This window comes from Campylobacter sp. CNRCH_2016_3089 (assembly GCF_025772505.1).
Classification (GTDB): domain Bacteria; phylum Campylobacterota; class Campylobacteria; order Campylobacterales; family Campylobacteraceae; genus Campylobacter_D; species Campylobacter_D lari_D.
This window is the reverse complement of record NZ_JAKMSF010000005.1, coordinates 44,824-62,595: the sequence shown is the minus strand read 5'-3', so window position 1 is coordinate 62,595 and position 17,772 is coordinate 44,824. Positions and strand designations below refer to the sequence as shown.

Annotated in this window: 18 protein-coding genes; 5 read left to right on the top strand and 13 right to left on the bottom strand. The window is 29.1% G+C overall.

Translation table 11 applies throughout. The features are described from left to right. Nucleotides 1–2 precede the first annotated feature (2 nt). Genes L8W69_RS04545 through L8W69_RS04525 form a run of 5 tightly spaced genes read right to left on the bottom strand, consistent with a single transcriptional unit; the run spans nt 3 to nt 3,865 of the window. Entirely contained in the window at nt 3–629 is a 627-nt protein-coding gene (locus L8W69_RS04545) for an HAD family hydrolase (protein ID WP_263666539.1), read from the bottom strand. Next, nucleotides 626–958, bottom strand: coding sequence for a hypothetical protein (locus tag L8W69_RS04540; protein ID WP_258107332.1), 333 nt, complete (start codon nt 956–958; stop codon nt 626–628). Before L8W69_RS04540 ends, L8W69_RS04545 begins: the two co-directional genes overlap by 4 nt. Continuing rightward, nucleotides 955–2,580 carry a cation:proton antiporter gene (locus L8W69_RS04535; protein ID WP_133318882.1) on the bottom strand — a complete coding sequence of 542 codons (1,626 nt, stop codon included), beginning with the start codon at nt 2,578–2,580 and terminating at the stop codon, nt 955–957. Before L8W69_RS04535 ends, L8W69_RS04540 begins: the two co-directional genes overlap by 4 nt. Nucleotides 2,581–2,605: 25 nt before the next feature. Continuing rightward, a complete protein-coding gene (locus L8W69_RS04530; RefSeq protein WP_039668403.1) occupies nt 2,606–2,980 on the bottom strand; it encodes a heat shock protein transcriptional repressor HspR in 375 nt (124 codons plus the stop codon). Nucleotides 2,981–2,992: 12 nt separating this feature from the next. Then, nucleotides 2,993–3,865: a J domain-containing protein gene (locus L8W69_RS04525; RefSeq protein WP_263666538.1), complete on the bottom strand. Its 873-nt coding sequence runs from the start codon at nt 3,863–3,865 to the stop codon at nt 2,993–2,995. A gap of 152 nt (nt 3,866–4,017) precedes the next feature. Here L8W69_RS04525 and L8W69_RS04520 point away from each other — a divergent pair, with 152 nt between their 5' ends. The 5 genes from L8W69_RS04520 to tpx are packed head-to-tail and all read left to right on the top strand — an operon-like array spanning nt 4,018 to nt 9,972. Beyond that, nucleotides 4,018–5,433, top strand: coding sequence for a DegQ family serine endoprotease (locus tag L8W69_RS04520; protein ID WP_133318880.1), 1,416 nt, complete (start codon nt 4,018–4,020; stop codon nt 5,431–5,433). A 12-nt stretch (nt 5,434–5,445) separates the two neighbouring features. Beyond that, the gene (locus tag L8W69_RS04515) at nt 5,446–6,120 is read left to right on the top strand and encodes a response regulator transcription factor (RefSeq protein WP_039626094.1); all 675 of its coding nucleotides are present in this window, start codon (nt 5,446–5,448) and stop codon (nt 6,118–6,120) included. Continuing rightward, nucleotides 6,117–7,358, top strand: coding sequence for an ArsS family sensor histidine kinase (locus tag L8W69_RS04510; RefSeq protein ID WP_263661365.1), 1,242 nt, complete (start codon nt 6,117–6,119; stop codon nt 7,356–7,358). The genes L8W69_RS04515 and L8W69_RS04510 overlap by 4 nt, the downstream gene beginning before the upstream one ends. Before the next feature lie 7 nt (nt 7,359–7,365). Further along, the gene (locus L8W69_RS04505) at nt 7,366–9,387 is read left to right on the top strand and encodes an ATP-dependent helicase (RefSeq protein WP_263666537.1); all 2,022 of its coding nucleotides are present in this window, start codon (nt 7,366–7,368) and stop codon (nt 9,385–9,387) included. A 60-nt stretch (nt 9,388–9,447) separates the two neighbouring features. Then, nucleotides 9,448–9,972, top strand: coding sequence for a thiol peroxidase (gene tpx, locus L8W69_RS04500; RefSeq protein WP_263665710.1), 525 nt, complete (start codon nt 9,448–9,450; stop codon nt 9,970–9,972). A 58-nt stretch (nt 9,973–10,030) separates the two neighbouring features. Here tpx and msrA read toward each other — a convergent pair whose 3' ends face one another. From msrA to L8W69_RS04460, 8 genes are all read right to left on the bottom strand, one after another. Next, nucleotides 10,031–10,531 (bottom strand): peptide-methionine (S)-S-oxide reductase MsrA, encoded by a 501-nt coding sequence (msrA, locus tag L8W69_RS04495; protein WP_263666536.1) that lies wholly within the window; start codon nt 10,529–10,531, stop codon nt 10,031–10,033. Further along, nucleotides 10,521–10,886, bottom strand: coding sequence for a hydrogenase maturation nickel metallochaperone HypA (locus tag L8W69_RS04490; protein ID WP_263666535.1), 366 nt, complete (start codon nt 10,884–10,886; stop codon nt 10,521–10,523). Before L8W69_RS04490 ends, msrA begins: the two co-directional genes overlap by 11 nt. Further along, nucleotides 10,886–11,857 (bottom strand): hydrogenase expression/formation protein HypE, encoded by a 972-nt coding sequence (gene hypE, locus L8W69_RS04485; RefSeq protein ID WP_220567193.1) that lies wholly within the window; start codon nt 11,855–11,857, stop codon nt 10,886–10,888. Before hypE ends, L8W69_RS04490 begins: the two co-directional genes overlap by 1 nt. Before the next feature lies 1 nt (nt 11,858). Continuing rightward, nucleotides 11,859–12,950: a hydrogenase formation protein HypD gene (gene hypD, locus L8W69_RS04480; protein ID WP_133318873.1), complete on the bottom strand. Its 1,092-nt coding sequence runs from the start codon at nt 12,948–12,950 to the stop codon at nt 11,859–11,861. Beyond that, a complete protein-coding gene (locus L8W69_RS04475) occupies nt 12,937–13,218 on the bottom strand; it encodes a HypC/HybG/HupF family hydrogenase formation chaperone (RefSeq protein ID WP_012661500.1) in 282 nt (93 codons plus the stop codon). Before L8W69_RS04475 ends, hypD begins: the two co-directional genes overlap by 14 nt. After that, nucleotides 13,218–13,952, bottom strand: a complete 735-nt coding sequence (gene hypB / locus L8W69_RS04470; RefSeq protein WP_261530076.1) for a hydrogenase nickel incorporation protein HypB — start codon at nt 13,950–13,952, stop codon at nt 13,218–13,220. The genes L8W69_RS04475 and hypB overlap by 1 nt, the downstream gene beginning before the upstream one ends. A 63-nt stretch (nt 13,953–14,015) precedes the next feature. Next, complete coding sequence (gene hypF, locus L8W69_RS04465) at nt 14,016–16,214, bottom strand: carbamoyltransferase HypF (protein WP_263666534.1); 2,199 nt, start codon at nt 16,212–16,214, stop codon at nt 14,016–14,018. Then, the gene (locus L8W69_RS04460; protein WP_263666533.1) at nt 16,195–17,709 is read right to left on the bottom strand and encodes a hypothetical protein; all 1,515 of its coding nucleotides are present in this window, start codon (nt 17,707–17,709) and stop codon (nt 16,195–16,197) included. The genes hypF and L8W69_RS04460 overlap by 20 nt, the downstream gene beginning before the upstream one ends. Between the last annotated feature and the right edge of the window lie 63 nt (nt 17,710–17,772).

Genomic DNA, 17,772 nt, shown 5'->3' with positions numbered 1-17,772 from the left:
TTTTAACCTTTTATGTAAGTTTGAATTTTTTCTATTAAAGTAGTTTTATCGTTAGCTTCATCTAAGTCTTTAATTTCTTTTTGCCAAGAAATATGTATATAATCCATCTTAGCATTTTTAGCACAAAGTCTGTCTTTTAAGCTATCGCCTATGAAAATACTTTTTTCATATTTTGCTTCATCTGCGATTAATCTTAGCATCGTAGGATCAGGCTTAGCTTCTATACCATAACTAACACCTAGTATTTTATCAAAATATAAAAGAATGTTTTGTTTTTTTAAAATAGGTACCAAGCTTTCTTGAGGTGCATTTGTGGCTATAGCTAAATAGCAATCATTTTTTTTACAAAATTCCAAAACCTCAAGCACACCATCAAAAAGCACCACGCTTTGATCATAATGCTTAATAAAATACTTCTCATAACCTTCTTTAAAGCTAGTATGTGAGTAAGTATCAACCTCGTAAAAAATCTTAGCATAATTTTGTCCAGGAGTATTGATAGTATCTAAAATAAACTCTCTTTTTAAAGGTTCTAAATTTAAATCCGCTCTTATTTCATTTACCGCACATACTATAGCATTAGCACTATCTATAAGCGTGCCGTCCATATCAAAAATTACATTTATCAATATTCATCCTTAAATTTAATTTTATGTTTGTCTTTTTTATAACTTTGATTATTTTTTAGCTTATATAAGGCATTGGCTTTTGAAGCTAAGGTTTTTTGGTCCAAACTTTCATCTAAACACTCATTTACAAAAATCTCCAAAGCCTTAGTATAAGTAGAATCTAAAAACACCGCTTGAATTTTCTCAAAGATTTTAGCATTTTTTTGCATTCTTTCCCTAAAAAGAGTTAAATCAAAATCTTCTCTTTTTAAAGCACTCACAGCAGAATTAGTAAATTTTTCTAAAGCTCTTACATATTTTACCCTTAAAGCTTTTTCATCATTTTTCATTCTGCTGCACTTGTATTGATTCTACATTGTAATGCTTCTTGTACTAAATTTCTTGCTATTGAAGCTTCAGCATCTACAATGTGTAAATGTTTATCAGTATGTGGGAAAATGATCTTAGCACCTGTACCACTTGTTTTTAAAACCGTTTGTATGGGTTTGTTAAAGCTAGAAAGCACTTGATAGAGCATATCAAGCTTAGCTTCATTACTTATAGTTATAATAGCAACTGAGCATTCTTCTATATTTGCTACTTTTAATGTTTCTACTTGGGCTACATTTGCAAAAAAGATATTTTCATTTCTACTGCGGCCAAGTTCAACTAAATTTAAATCACTTTCTAAAACCAAATATGGAATACCTGTTTTTTTGATCTTTTGCACCACTTCTTGACCTAATCTTGTATAACCAAAAATGATAAAATGATCTTTCATTTTTTGATCACATAAATAAAATTTAGCCATATCATTTTGCTCACCTTCGGCTGCGTTGGCTATTTTTCTAAGATTATTTAAAATAAAAGGCGTTGCAACCATAGTGACGATAGAAACTATAATAAAAATTTGTGCTGTTTTTTCATCTATAAGTGAATTTACTTGCATTAATGAAAATACTGCTAGCGCAAATTCTCCAATTTGAGAAATACTCAAAGCAGTTTTTAACGCTACTCTTTTTCTTGTATAAAGGATTAAAAGACCGTAGATTACTACAAATTTTATCAATAAAACCAAGCTTACAAAAACAAAAATCAAAAACCAATTTTCAAAAACTATATGAAAATCAATTTGCAAACCAACACTGATAAAGAAAAATCCTAAAAGCAAATCTCTAAAAGGAACCAAATCTGCTTCTATTTTATGTTTATATTTAGTTTCAGCTATCAAAGCTCCAGCTATGAATGCTCCAAGTGAGTATGAAAAACCAAAAGAATGAGCCAAAAAACTCGCTCCTATTACAGTAAAAAGTATGGTAGCGATGAAAATTTCATTTGCGTTAGTTTTAATGATGAATTTTAAAACATAAGTAAAAAGGTATTTGCCTATAAAATAAAGCAAAACAAGTAAAATCACAGCACTAACTAAAGTTGTAAGTAAAAGTTTTGAAATATCAGCATTTTGAGAACTAAATATATCAATCATTAATAGCAGTGGTATTACAGCAATATCTTGAAAAAGTAAAATTCCTAGAGCTTTTCTGCCGTATTCTTCGTTGATATCGCCATTATCATTAAGTATTTTTAAAACTATAGCAGTGGAAGATAAGGCTAGAGCAAAACCTGCTATCATTGCGATATGGCTTGCTATACCTAAAATATAAGTTACAAGTAAAGTACAAACCAAACCACAAGTTAGCATTTGCAAACTTCCATTTAAAAATACTTCTTTTTTCATTGCCAAAAGATGTTTAAATGAAAATTCAAGCCCTATGGTAAACATTAAAAAAACTATGCCAAATTCAGCTACATGTATAACAAATTCATTAGTGCTAAAACCATAAAATTCACGCACAAATAAACCTGTAGCTATATAACCTATAATAGTTGGAATACCAAATTTTTTAAGTATAACATTAAGTATGACAGCAACTGCTACTGCAGTTAAAAATAAAGTTATAAAAGCATCCACTCACCAACCTTTTGTAATGTTTTTATTATTTTATTTTTTCTAAAAAAATTAAATCAAAATTACTTCTATGTTTAACTACTGCTCTTGATTTTGAAGGATTATCTCTTCTATCAAGTTCTAATCTTAACTCTTCAATAGTGTTTTCAAACTCATCAATTTTTGTTTTTAGTTTTAAAATCACATCAACACCAGCCAAATTAACCCCAAGATCTCTTGTTAAGCGTAAAATCATTTTGATTCTATCTATATCTTTTTGAGAATAAAGCCTCATTTTACCATCGGTTCTACTTGGCTCAACTAAACCTTCTTTTTCATATTGTCTTAGAGTTTGTGGATGTATACTTAAAACTTTTGCAACAACACTTATAAGATACACCGGTTCATCATAACTATGCTCCATTACTTACTCCTTTCAAGGTAATTTTTCTTCTAAAATTTTTACAAATTCAGGATCAAGGCTATTAATATCAGGTATTTTTACATTTAAAATTAAATACATATCCCCATAAAGATCTGTTTTTCTATTTTGCACTCCATAGCCTTTAAGTCTGATTTTTTGATTGTTTTTAGAATTTGGTGGTATGGTGATTTTTACTTCTTTTCTTGGAGTATGCACGCTGATTTTATCTCCAAAAAGTGCTGTTTTTAAGCTAATTTCAACCTTTTTGTATAAATCATCATCTTCTCTTTCATATTCATCACTTTTTTCAAATTCAACTTTTAAAATCAAATCCCCTCTTTGCCCTTGAAAGCTTTTTCCTTTACCTCGTATGCGTAGCTTTTCGCCATCTTTTATACCATGTGGAATTTTGATTTTAACTTGTTCATTATTGATATTTATAGTATGTTCACCACCTAAAATTCCTTTTTCAAAAGGAATTTTAATGCTTGCTTGTAAATCCAAATCCTCTTCAAAGCCCCCAAAACCTCCAAAACCACTTCTAAAATTATTACTAGAACTAAAACCGCCACTAAATCCTCCAAAGCCTCCACCAAAAATATTTTTTAAAATATCATTGATGTCAGCTCCACCTGCATTTCTTGAAAAATCATGAAAACTTTGCCCGCCAAACATAGAATCGCCATATCTATCATACTGAGCTCTTTTTTTCTCATCACTTAAAATTTCATAAGCGGCGTTAATTTCTTTAAATTTTTCCTCAGCACCATTTTCTTTGTTGATATCAGGATGATATTGTCTTGCTAATTTTCTATAAGCTTTTTTTATCTCATCTGCACTAGCGTTTTGCGAAACTCCTAGTGTTTCATATAAACTATTACTCATTTTTGTTATTCCTTAATTTTTTATAAGATTATATCAAAAACTTTAGTCTTAGTCAATCAACTTTTATAAGTTTTAAAACTAAAGGTTTTATTTACAATTGTGTAAAAATAAAATTTTATACTTGCATTAAATGATTTTACAAAGGATAAAACATGAAAAAAACTATGATTCTTTCTTTGGCATTGGCAACTAGTCTTTTTAGTGCTAGTATTGATTTTAAACAAGCAGATGATAATGTAAAAAGAACTTTACCAACTGATAATCAAAATACTATACTTTCTTATCATGATTCCATACAAAAAGTTAAAAATTCAGTTGTAAATATCTCAACTTCTAAAACTGTTCAAAGTAGTTCATTTGGAATTGATGATTTTTTCAATGACCCTTATTTTAGACAATTTTTTGGTTTTGATTTCCCACAAGCTCCAAAAAATAAAAAAAATAAAGAAGTTGTAAGCTCATTAGGTTCTGGTGTAATTATTTCAAGCGATGGTTATATTATAACAAATAATCATGTTATAGAAGATGCTGAAAAAATCACTGTAAATTTACCTGATTCTAGTACTGAATATAAAGCTAAATTAATCGGTGCTGATCCTAAAACAGATTTAGCAGTGATAAAAATAGAAGCAAAAAACTTACCCGCAGTAGTTTTTGCTGATTCAGATAAATTACTAGAAGGTGATGTAGTGTTTGCTTTGGGTAATCCTTTTGGTGTTGGAAGTAGTGTTACAAGTGGGATTATTTCGGCCTTAAATAAAAACAATATAGGTCTAAATCAATATGAAAATTTCATCCAAACTGATGCTTCTATTAATCCTGGAAATTCAGGCGGAGCTTTGGTAGATAGTAGAGGAGCTTTAGTTGGGATAAATTCAGCCATACTTTCAAGAAGTGGTGGAAATAATGGCATAGGTTTTGCAATCCCTTCTAATATGGCAAAATCTATTGCACAAAAACTTATTGAGCATGGAAAAATTGAAAGAGGGTATTTAGGTGTAGTCATAGGAGCTTTAACTCAAGATATTAAAAAAGCCTATACTAATCAAGAAGGTGCTTTAATTACTGAAGTACAAAAAGATTCAGCAGCTTATAATGCAGGGTTAAAAAGAGGAGATTTGATTATAAAAGTAGATAAAACTGTGATTAAAAGCCCTATGGATTTAAAAAACTACATAGGAAGTATTGATCCAAAACAAGCAGTAGAAGTAACTTATGAAAGAGATAATAAAGTCAAAACAGCTAAATTTATGTTAAAAACAGATGAAAAGTCGCTACAATATGAAAAAGGTTATATTGATGGTCTAAAATTAGTGGAACTTGACTCTAAGAATAGACAGCAATACCGCATACCTGAAAGTATTAGTGGTATTTTAATTACCGAAGTTACTCCAAAATCAAAAGCTGAAAAAATAGGTTTTGAGCAAGGTGATATCATCATAGGTGTTGATCAGTATGAAATTTCAAATTTTAAAGAATTATCTAAGGCTTTAGAATTAAATAAAGGTAAAGAGTATGTTAAAATTTGGATTAATAGAGGCGGATTTGTAAGAGCTTTACTTTTTTAAGAAAGGAAAAAAATGACAAATATTTTAATGATAGAAGATGATTTAGAATTAGCAGAGATTATAGCTGAATATTTAGAGCAATTTGATATGAAAGTAGATATTGCTCATGAGCCTTATATAGGTCTTTCAAGACTTGCTTTAAATCCTTATGATTTAATCATTTTGGATTTAAGCTTACCTGGACTTGATGGACTTGAAGTATGCGAGGAAATTCGTAAAAAATATGATACACCTATTATCATTTCAAGTGCAAGGCATGATATTAGCGATAAGGTTGCAGCACTTGATTTGGGTGCAGATGATTATTTACCAAAACCATATAATCCTCAAGAACTTCAAGCAAGAATTAAAAGTCATTTAAGAAGAATTTCAAACACAAAAACTGCTCAAGCTCAAGTTAAAAAAGATCTTGTATATGATAAATATAAACATACTATCACTATGAAAGATCAAGAAATTAGCTTTACTAATGCTGAATTTGATATTTTGAGTTATTTAATTAAAAAAGAAGGTGGAGTGGTAAGCCGCGAAGAGCTTGTGTATAATTGTAGCTCTATTAGTGAAGATTCTAGTAATAAAAGTATAGATGTAATCATTAGTAGAATCAGACAAAAAATCGGAGATGATCCTAAAACTCCAAAATACATTCATTCAATCAGAGGTATAGGATATAAATTAACTCAATGAATAAATCATCAATTTTTTATACTATAACCTTTGTTTTTTTACTTGCAAGCGTTAGTGTAATTTTAGCTTTTTTATGGCTTATAAAATATGATCAACAAAATTACACTAATGAGCTTAATGCAAAATATTCTTTTATAGCTAATGCAAGATTATTATATTTTAATCATGTGATTAGTGAAAGAGAATTTTATGAGCAAACAAAAAATTACAAAATGATAGAATTAACAACTCCATCAGACATAAGACAAATCATCTATAAAGCTGAAACTATAGCACGCGCTCAAACTAGCACAGGTGTAGTTGAAATCATTACTTTAGAAGATAATGTGTATTTAAAAATCATCTTTGATGGTAAGCTTTATTTATATAAAGATTTAGAATATCAAGGTTATCGTTATTTTGTGATCAAGCTTATTGCTAGTATAGTAGTAATGGTTTTATTGATTTTATATATTTTTATCATTAAAAAATTAAAACCACTTAGAGCTTTAAAAAGACAAATTGATAAATTTGGCGAAAATAAACTCAATGAAATTCAAAATGTTAGCAAGGGAAATGATGAAATTTCTCAAGTAGCAACAGCCTTTTATGAGTCTATTTTAAGAATTCAAAAACTAAACACTTCAAGGCAGTTTTTCTTAAGAAATATTATGCATGAGCTAAAAACCCCCATTACTAAAGGTTTAATTACTTTAGAAATGCTTGAAGATAGCAAATATAAAGAAAGATTAGTGGGTGCTTTTAATCGTTTAGAGATTTTGATTAATGAATTTGCAGCCATTGAGCAAATTACTTCGGGTGCTGGTTTGATTAATTTAAAAAAATACAATATCTTAGATCTTTTAGATGAAGCTAAAGATATAGCTATGAGTGATGATGAAAAGGTAAAAATTAGTATAAAAGAAAGTTTTAGTGTCAATGTAGATTTTAAACTTTTTACCACTGCAATGAAAAATATGATAGATAATGCGACAAAATACTCTGATGAAAATTGCGTTACTATAGAAATAACTAAAGATTATCTTTGCTTTAAAAACAAAGGAAAAGCCTTAGATAAAGACTTGAAATACTATACTCAAGCCTTTACGCAAGGCAAGAAAAATAAAGATAGTTTTGGACTTGGATTATACATTGTTAAGACTATTTTAGATTCTCATAAACTCACGCTTTATTATGAATATAAAGATGGTATTAATCATTTTTATTTTAATGATATACAAAATATAATTTTAAACTAGGAAATTCATGCCCTTATCGCGTTTAAATGAAGAACAATATAAAGCCGCTAGTGCTCCTTTTGGACATAATCTAATTATAGCAAGCGCAGGCACGGGTAAAACTTCAACTATAGTTGCAAGAATAGCCTTTTTACTTCAAAATGGTATAAAGCCTGAAAAAATTATGCTTCTAACCTTTACAAACAAAGCTAGTAAAGAGATGATAGAAAGACTTAGTAGGTATTTTGATAAAAGCATTACTTCAAAAATCACAGCAGGAACTTTTCATAGTACTGCTTATTCTCTACTTAAAGAGTTAAATCACGATATTATTTTAAAACCTGCGAGTGAGCTTAAAATTCTTTTGCGTTCTATTTTTGAAAAACGCACTTTTCATCATTTAAGCGATACTAAACCTTATATGCCAAGCTATTTGTATGATGTGTATTCTTTATTTCAAAATACTAATGCAAACTTAGATGAATTTTATAATTGGTTTTGTCAAAATTATGATGAACAAGCTGTTTATGCTGAAATTTATGAAGATATTTTAAAAGAATACGAAGAAGAAAAAATGCGTTTTAACTATGTGGATTTTAATGATTTATTGATCAAATTAAAACATGTTTTAGCTTCACATCATTTTGAATTTGATGAGATTTTAGTAGATGAATACCAAGATACTAACACCTTGCAAGGCTCGTTAATTGATGCTTTTAAAAGTAAAAGTTTGTTTTGTGTGGGTGATTATGATCAAAGTATTTATGCTTTTAATGGGGCTGATATTTCTATTATAGGAAGTTTTAAAGATAGATTTGTCGATGCAAATATTTTTACTTTAAATAAAAACTATCGTTCTAGTAAAAATATACTTGCGTTAGCTAATAAGGTTATTTTAAACAATGAAAGATTATATCCTAAAGAATTAATTGTAACTAGAGAAGGAGATTTTAAAGCGCCAAGTTTGCTAACTTTTAATGAATTATTTGATCAATACTCTACCATAGCAAAAATAATTTTACAAAGCGGGGTTAATCTTGATGAAATTGCTGTGATTTTTAGAAACAATTCTAGTGCAGATGGAGTAGAAGTAGCCTTAAGAGAACTTGGCATAGCAAGCAAAAGAAAAGGTGGAGGAAGTTTTTTTGAAAGCTTGGAAGTTAAAAACTTTTGCTCTATGCTTGCAATCGTGCTTAATCCAAAAGATATCATGGCTTTTATACATTTACTTGAATACACCAAAGGAGTTGGTGGGGTTTTGGCAAAAGATATTTTTGATGCTTTATTAAAATTAGGACATTCTAGTTTAATTAAAGGCTTTTTAAATCCTGATAGTAGCGTAAATTTAAAAAAATACAAAAAACAAAGTTACCAACTAGGACTTTTTGATGATATTGAGGAGCTAGCCTCGCCTTCAAGATTTAACTTAGAAAGCGAATTTAACACCCACCCTATTTTAAGCTTACCCAAAATCAACGAGCTTTGTGCAAAAAATCTTGAAAAAATTTATCTTTTTATTAAAAAAGCAAGTGAGTGTAAAATCTCGACCCAGCTTGTAGATTTGATTTTAGAAAATGATTATTTTAAAGAAATTTGTGATATTTTGGCAACTAAAAGAGCGACTAATAAAAATTCCAATGTTGATTTAAATAAAAAAAATGAAATTTTAGAAAAAATCAACGCGAAAATGTTTGTATTAAAAGAACTTGCTAAAAATTATAGTGATAATTATAAATACTATAACTTTCTTACTCTTGGTGCTAGTGAAATGAGTAGTGGTAGTGGGGTTAATCTTTTAAGTATACATGCAAGTAAGGGGCTTGAGTTTGAACTTGTATTTATAATTGATCTTGCACAAGGAAGATTTCCCAACCAAAAACTCATGAGCATGGGCGGAAGTTTAGAAGAAGAAAGAAGGCTTTTTTATGTAGCTGTAACTAGAGCTAAAGATACTTTATACTTAAGCTATGCAAAATATGATAAGATTAAAAAAAGCAATTATCAACCCTCGTGTTTTCTAATCGAAGCAGGTATGTGCAAAGAAGAATAAAAATAAGACTTTATTAATCTTTTTATATTATGATTAATAAAAATCATTCAAGGAGAAAAAATGAATAGTGTATTATTCAAAGGAAATAAAGTAAATTTAAAAGGAAACAACATCCAAGTTGGCGACATAGCTCCAAATATCACTTTAAAAGCCAAAGATCTTTCAGGTGTTGAAATTGCTCCAAAAGGTAAAACTCAAATTATTATCAGCGTACCAAGCCTTGATACTCCAGTATGTGCAACTGAAGCTAGAGAATTTAATAAAAAAGCAGCAGCAAGTGGTGTAGAAGTAATCGTAGTTAGTATGGACTTACCATTTGCTATGGGTCGTTTTTGCTCAACTGAAGGTATAGATAATTTAACTGTCGCGAGTGATTTTGTTTCTAAAGAATTTGGTGAAAAATATGGTGTTTTAATGGCTGATGGTCCGCTTGAGGGAATTTTAGCTAGAGCAGTGTTTGTAATTAAAGATGGTGTAGTTGCTTATAAAGAATTAGTAAATGAAGTAACAGAACTTCCTAATATGCAAGCTTTAGAAAATTTCTTTAGTCAAAGTTGTGGATGTGGTGGTTGTGGTTGCCACTAAATTTTAAAAGCCTGTAAAAGGCTTTTAAATCTAACTGCAAAAATACTTAAAAACAATATTAGCAATTAACCTTTTCTAATTTTGGAGCAATAACAAATCTACAATAAGCTTGGCTAGGATTATTTTTAAAATATTTTTGATGATAGTTTTCAGCCTTATAAAATTTTTCTAGTTTTAAAACTTGTGTAACTATGTCTTTAGTGTAATATTTTTGTGCTTTTTGTAAAAAATTGTTAATAATTTTTAACTCCTCATTAGTTTGATAAAAAATAACTGATCTATATTGTATCCCCTCATCAGCTCCTTGTTTATCTAAGCTTGTTGGATCGTGCATTTTGAGAAAAATTTCTAAGATTTTTTCTAATGAAATTTGTTTTTCATCATAAATTATCTTAGCTACTTCTATATTCCCATCACCATTTATCACGCTTTCATAACTTGGATTTGGCTTACCGCCACTATAACCTACTTCTGTATAAACTACGCCTTTGATTTCATCAAACACAGCTTGAGTACACCAAAAACAACCCGCACCTAAGATAATTTCCTTATTTGTCATTATTTTCCAAATCCTCATTTTCTTTTAAAACAAGTTGCATAAGATAAAGCTCTTCCCCATCTATGATTTTTAAATCTTTATCTTCGCATTTTGGGCACCAAAAGATATTATTTTCAAGTACTCCACTAAAATGGCATTTTTGACACTCAACTATTACTTCTTGAATATGTATAATAAATTTAGCATTTTTACATAATGGACTATTTTCTTTAAAAGTTTCAAAGCTTCTTTGTAAAAGTGGAGGTTCAACCCCACTTAAACGCCCTATTTTAACATGCACTTCTTCAATAACTTTTCCTTGAGCATATTCTTCACAAAGCTCTAGCAAAGATTCTGTAATACTTAACTCATGCATTAGCAAATTCTTGGTAAAAGTTCGCCTTTTGGAGCTTCTAAAATGCGTTTTGCTCCATAAGCATTTTCTAAAACCACTCTTGCTTTTTTATTAGCTGTGATTTCACCTATAATAGCTGCATTAGTATTAAATTGTTTTAAAATTTCTAATGCTTTTTGTTCATCTTTTTTATCTACACAAATAATAAAAGTTCCTTCATTTGCAAGCTCATAAGGCTCATACCCAAAAAGCTCACAAACCCCTAAAACTTCATCACAAACTGGGATTTTTTCTTCAAATATTAAAAGCTCTAAATTACTTAATTTAGTCCATTCATTTAAAACTGCACTAAGCCCACCACGCGTAGCATCACGCATTGCTTTTATGGAAATATTTGCATTTAAAAGTGTTAAAACTTCATCTTTTAAGCTTTTACAATCACTTTGGATATTTGCCTCTAAATTATTTCTTTCAACCAAAACCGCACAACCATGAGCTCCAATATCCCTTGAAACTAAGATACTACAACCACTTTTTAAGTTTTTGGTATTGATTTTTTGTATATTTTTACCTATACATGAAGTATTAATGTATATTTCATCGCCTTTATTTTTAGGAACAACTTTAGTATCCCCGCAAACTAGCTTTACTCCCGCTTTATCGCATTCTTCTTTTATAGATTTTAGTATAATTTTTAACTTTTCTAGCTCAAAACCCTCTTCTAAAATTAAAGCTAATGATAAATATAGCGGTTTTGCTCCCACCATTAATACATCATTTACACTACCACAAACTGCTAATTTTCCTATATTTATATCTTTTAAAAAGATAGGATTTAATACAAAAGAATCAGTACTAAAAGCCAAATCATCTAAAATAGCAGCATCATTTGCTTCTTTTAAAACATCATTTTCAAAAATAGAAAAAATTTCACTTATCAAAGCATTCATTTCTTCGCCACCGCCACCATGAGCTAAAGTAATTTGCTTCATTTTATGCCTTATCTTGATAGTATTTATAATAAGCCGCACAAGCTCCTTCACTAGAAACCATACAGCTACCTATGGGATTTTTTGGAGTGCAAGCTTTTGCAAACACCTTACAATCGTAAGGCTTAGCTAAACCTCTTAAAATTTGACCACAAATACAAGCCTTGCTTTCGTTTTTACTTTGTACTTTACAATCAAACACTTTGCTAGCATCTAAGTGTGCAAATTCATCTTTTAGACAAAGCCCGCCATTTACAATCACTCCAAGACCTCTAAATTCAAAATCACATGGTTTAAAGTATTTTTCCACTAAAGCCTTAGCTTTTAAATTTCCTTCTTTGCTAACTACTCTGTGATATTCATTATAAACTTCAAAAGTATTTGCATTCATTTGCTCTACTATATTTAACACACTAAGCATTATATCAACTGGCTCAAAACCACTCACTGCTATAGGAGTTTTGTATTTTTTAGCAATAGGTTCATAAATGTTTGATCCTGTGATAACGCTTACATGGGAAGGCCCTAAAAAGGCGTCAATTTTTACATTTTCATCTTGCATGATAGCTTCTACCGCGGGTGGAACCAACACATGATTAATATGAAAAAATAAATTTTTTAAATTTAAAGCTATACCTTTTTCTATAATCACCCCACTCATAGGTGTAGTTGTCTCAAAACCTATGGTAAAAAAGATTATATTTTTTTCAGGGTTTTTTAAGGCTATATCTATCACATCCAAAGGTGTATAAAGTGCTCTAATATCAGCCCCTTTAGCTCTAAGATCAATTAAGCTTTCATAACTTCCTGGCACTTTAAGCATGTCACCTAATACACAAAAGATAGTATTTGGCATACTTGCAAGCTTTAAAGCTACATCAATACGCTCTCTAGGCATAACACACACAGGACAGCCTGGGCCATGAACAAAATTAATTTCTTTTGGCAATAAATCAGGCAAACCAAATTTCATAATACTATGCGTATGTCCACCGCAAATTTCCATGATATTAATAGGCTTAGTAATTTTAGAAGCAATAAGTTCTTTTAAGGTTAAAATTCTTTCTTTATTTCTAAAATCATTAATTAAATCCATTTTTTAGCCCCATATCGCCTTCATTTTCATCGATTTGTCCATTTTGCATTTTCTCTGCTATATCAGCATAAATTTTTAAACTCTCTTGTGCAGCTTGAGTGTCGATTTTCTCCATAGCAAAACCCACATGTATAAGCACATAATCGCCTACTTTTAAAGGCTCACTTATTAAATCCAAACTTACTCTTCTTTTAACCCCTAAAGTTTCTACTATGGCTGAATTTAGCTCATCAATTTCTAAAATTTTAGAAGGTATAGAAAGACACATTAGTTAAGCTCCTTTTTCATTTTTAGATAATTTATCCAAAGATCAAATCCTGTTTTTGTTTTACTATCTAAAATCATAATATCTATTTTAGGATTTAGCCTTTTAGCTGCCATAGAAGCTGCTTTGAAATCAAAGTCAAAATGTTGAGCTAAATCGGCTTTAGTAATGACCAATAAATCAGCCTTTCTAAACATCACTGGATATTTTTCCACCTTATCGCTACCTTCTGTTACTGAAAGTAAAACTACATTTAAATGTTCACCCAAATCATAACTTGCAGGACATACCAAATTTCCCACATTTTCAACAAATACTATATCGAGTTCGCTAAGTTTAAAATGATGTAAAGCTTCATGCACCATAAAAGCATCTAAATGACAAGTTTGTCCTGTAGTAATTTGATGAGCTAAGCCTCCTGCTTTAATAATGCGATTTGCATCATTATTAGTTTCCAAATCTCCTTCAACCACAGCTATTTTTAAATCATCTTTTAAAGTTTTTATAGTTTCTTCTAAAAGCGTTGTTTTACCGCTTCCTGGGGAACTCATTAAATTAATACAAAGAGTATTATACTCATTAAAATGCTCTCTATTATGAGCTGCTTGATGATCATTTTTTGATAAAATTTTACTAATAACATTAATAGTTTTTTCATCTTTTAAAACTGGATTTTCATGATGGTGATCATGATGATGTTCATGTCCATTAATAGAACAACCGCAATCTTTACACATAATCTTTCCTTTATATTTTTATTTTATTGTATATAAAAAAGTATTAAAAAAATATGAGTTTTATTAAGTTTTTAAAGATAAATAATGCACAAGTTGCCCAAGTGCGATAGAACTATCATTGCAAGGAAATTGCAAAGAAGTTTTATAAGCAAAATTTTTTCGATCTAAAATTTCAAGCAAGGTTTTGTTTTGAAATACCCCACCACATAAAAGCACTTCTTCTTTAAATTTTTTTGAATATTCTATAATTAAATTTGCAATGCCATTTAGCAAACCTGTGCTAATTTTAACTTTATCTTTATCTTCTAAAGCTTGCAAAAAAGCATTTTTAAAGCAAATTTCTTTTTCTTTGATGTCAAATTTGTAACTATAATCAAGATTTTTATCATAATATTTTTCCATCAAAAGCCCAATTTGTGCTTCATAATCAAGCTTTTGTATATCAAAAGCAAAAGCGCCAAAAGCATCGATAATCCTACCAAGAGAACTCGTATATAAAGAGCTTTGAGTGTGAATTTTTTTAAGATTATTTAATTTTACTTGAGAAAATTTAGCTAAAAACTCGCTAGCTTTGCTTTCTAAATTAAAATCAAAAATTAAAGCTAAAGCTAAATTTGCGATATTTTTAATATCTGCATTAATTAGTTTGAAATTTTTAAAATGATTTAGCCTTTCATAGTTTTTTAAATTCGCTCTAAAAATCTCCCCACCCCAAATTTTTCCATCATCTCCATAACCTGTTCCATCAAAAACAAAGGCTAAAACATCATTTTTGTAAATTTTGTGTTCAAATAAACAAGCACACAAATGTGCATAGTGATGTTGCACGCGAAAATTTTTATAATCTTTAAATTCTTTTACATAGTTAAATTGTGGGTGTTTATCGCTTAAAATCTGATCAAAATTTAATTTATAAGAGTTTTGAAAGAAAGTTAAAATTTTAAAAAATCTCTCTTGTATGTCTAAACTTTTCATATCGCCTATATAAGGAGAAATGAAAATTTGATTTTTAAAAAAACATGCAAATTCGTTTTTTAACTCACTTCCTAGAGCTAGAATATTTTCTTTTGTATTAAAAATACTTGCTGTATTGATATAAAGTGGGTTAAGACCCCTTGAAGTCCTTAAAAACATAATTTTTTCGCTAATAACTTGAGCAATGCTATCATCACTTGAGTTGTGTATTGTTCTATCATAATCAAGATAAAAATCAAATACATCACTAAGTTGCTCTAAAAGTTTTGTTTCTTCATAAATAATGCTTTGTGAACTTAAATTAGCACTTGTTGCAATGATAGGTTTTTTAAAATGTTCAAAAAGCATTAAATGCGTTCCCATATAAGCTAACATAATACCTATTTTATTGGTATCTGGTGCTAAGCTTTTATGGATATTTTTGCTATTTAAAATAACTATGGGTTTTAAATTTGAAGTTAAAAGTTTTGCTTCAGCTTCATTAATAAAAGCTAATTCTTGAGCCATTTTAAGATCTTTTACCATGATAGCAAAAGGCTTTTTAGGGCGATTTTTGCGTATTCTAAGTTCATTTATAGCATTTTTATTTGTGCTATCACAAATTAAATGAAACCCACCCATACCTTTAAAAGCTATGATTTTACCTTCTTCTAAAAGCTTTGCAAGCAAGATAAAAGCTTTTTCATCTTTGGCTAAAATATTTTGATTTTTATCTTTTAAAAAAATAGTAATTTTACATTTTGGGCATGAGAGTGGTTGGGCATGAAAACGACGATTAGTAGGATCTTCATACTCGCTTTGACAAAAAGAACACATTTTAAACTCATCCATAGTCGTATTAACTCTATCATATGGGAGTTTTTTTATAATAGAAAATCTTGGTCCACAATTTGTGCAAGTGATGAATGGATATTTAAATCGCGGATTTTTCTCATCGTAAAATTCATTATAGCAATCCTCACAAAGAGCAAAATCACTCAAAATTGGACTAAATTTTTCACTATCTTGTGAAGTACTTATACTAAATTCATTATAAGTTTTTTGAAGTTTTTTATAAGAAAAATTAAAATCATCTATCCTAGCTAAAGGTGGTAAATTAGCAAAAAGTTTTTCTTTAAAAATTTTTAATTCAACATTGTTACACTCAAGGATTATAACAACACCTAAGCTATTATTATAAACTTCACCTTTTAAATTAAGCTCTTTAGCTATATTAAAAACAAAAGGACGAAAGCCAACGCCTTGCACTAGTCCTTTAATATGAATTTCATATCCAAAGTGGGACATCACTTAACTTAAAAAATGGTATGTGTTTAAATACATTTTTACTAAGGCTTTTATGCTCAAACAAGCTCCCACTAAGCACGGCACAATCAACTTGTTCTTTAGTCCTTAAATCATCAAATAAATCCCTTAAAAAATACGCCAAACTCTCAACAACACCCAAGGCTATGATTTGATTTTCTACTCCAGCAAGCTTAAAACTCATCACACTTCTTAAGGTTTTAGTGTAATCAAATTCTTTTTGCTCATTAAGCTTAAAGTCTATCCTAACACCTTTTGCCATTTTACTCTCATCTGCTAAGGCCAAAAGTGCTAATGCTGCTTTTTTCTCGTCTTCATCAAGCTCTAAAATCATCCCTACCATGCCAAAAAGATTAAAAAAATTATTAGCCATGTTTAGTTCTTTTCGCACTAGGGTAAATTCTTTTTCATAATTAGCTAATAATCTCTTAGCAACATCATCTTGACTTATAGTTTCATAAAACTCATCAAAGCTTTTTGGTAAGCAAAGTTTTAAAAGATTTAGCTCTTTATCAAGTAGGATAATATCATCATATTTTTTACTAAGTTCTAAAAGCAAAGGCTTTTTGTCTTTAAAATCAGACAATATACAAGAAATTCTTGCAAAATTTTTATCTTCTTTTTGAAAAATCAAATTTTTAAACTCAGGTAAAATATAATCATAACCCCTGCAAACTACTAGCTCATTTTCGATTAAAGCTACTTCAAAATCATCTTCAAAATGTTCTAGTTTTTTAAAATTTAAAAACTTAATTCCTTCTTTTTCAAGCTCAAAACATAAAGCAAACAAGAAAAGATTATCATATATTTTTATTTTAAAATATTCATGATTTAATTGATGATTTTGTCTAAAAATAGCATTAAATTTAAGCTTCATTAGAGGCTTTTCAACCCCTGCTAAGATTTTAAATTGCTCGTTATTACAAGAAAAAAATGCATTGATATGTTTTGGGTCACAAGGTATTAAAAAATCATCCAATGCTTCATTAAAAATTTCAAAAGCATATATTCCTTTTGGACTTTTAAAATGCATTTTTTCTTTATTTTTTAATTTTTCCAAGGCTTTTTTTAAATTATCGTAGAAATTTTCTTTAGTGATTTTTATAAATTCTTCTTCTATTTTAAATTCTTCTTCTACAAAAATACCCCATTCATTTTCTAAAAGCTCGCCATTAATATAAGCATTTGCATTAAGTCTTGTTAAAAAACTTCTTTGAGTAAAAGCTTTTTCTTTTTTTATAGGTGTAAAATCTTCTTCTATAACTTTTAAGTCAAATTTGTTTAAAAAAACACTATGGCTGATATTTTCTAAATTAGAGCAAAAGGCTTGAACTTCATCTTTTTCGCCTTTAATCTTAATGATGATTTTTTCATCTTTTTGCTCATAATCATACACATAATCTTTAGCATAATAAGCTAACAAATACTCAAAAATATCATTTTTAGATTTATAATCAAAAGTAATTTCTAAAAGCAAGTTTAAAACCTTAAAATTAAATTTTTAAAAATATAAATATAACAATTTTAATTCTAAGGAAAG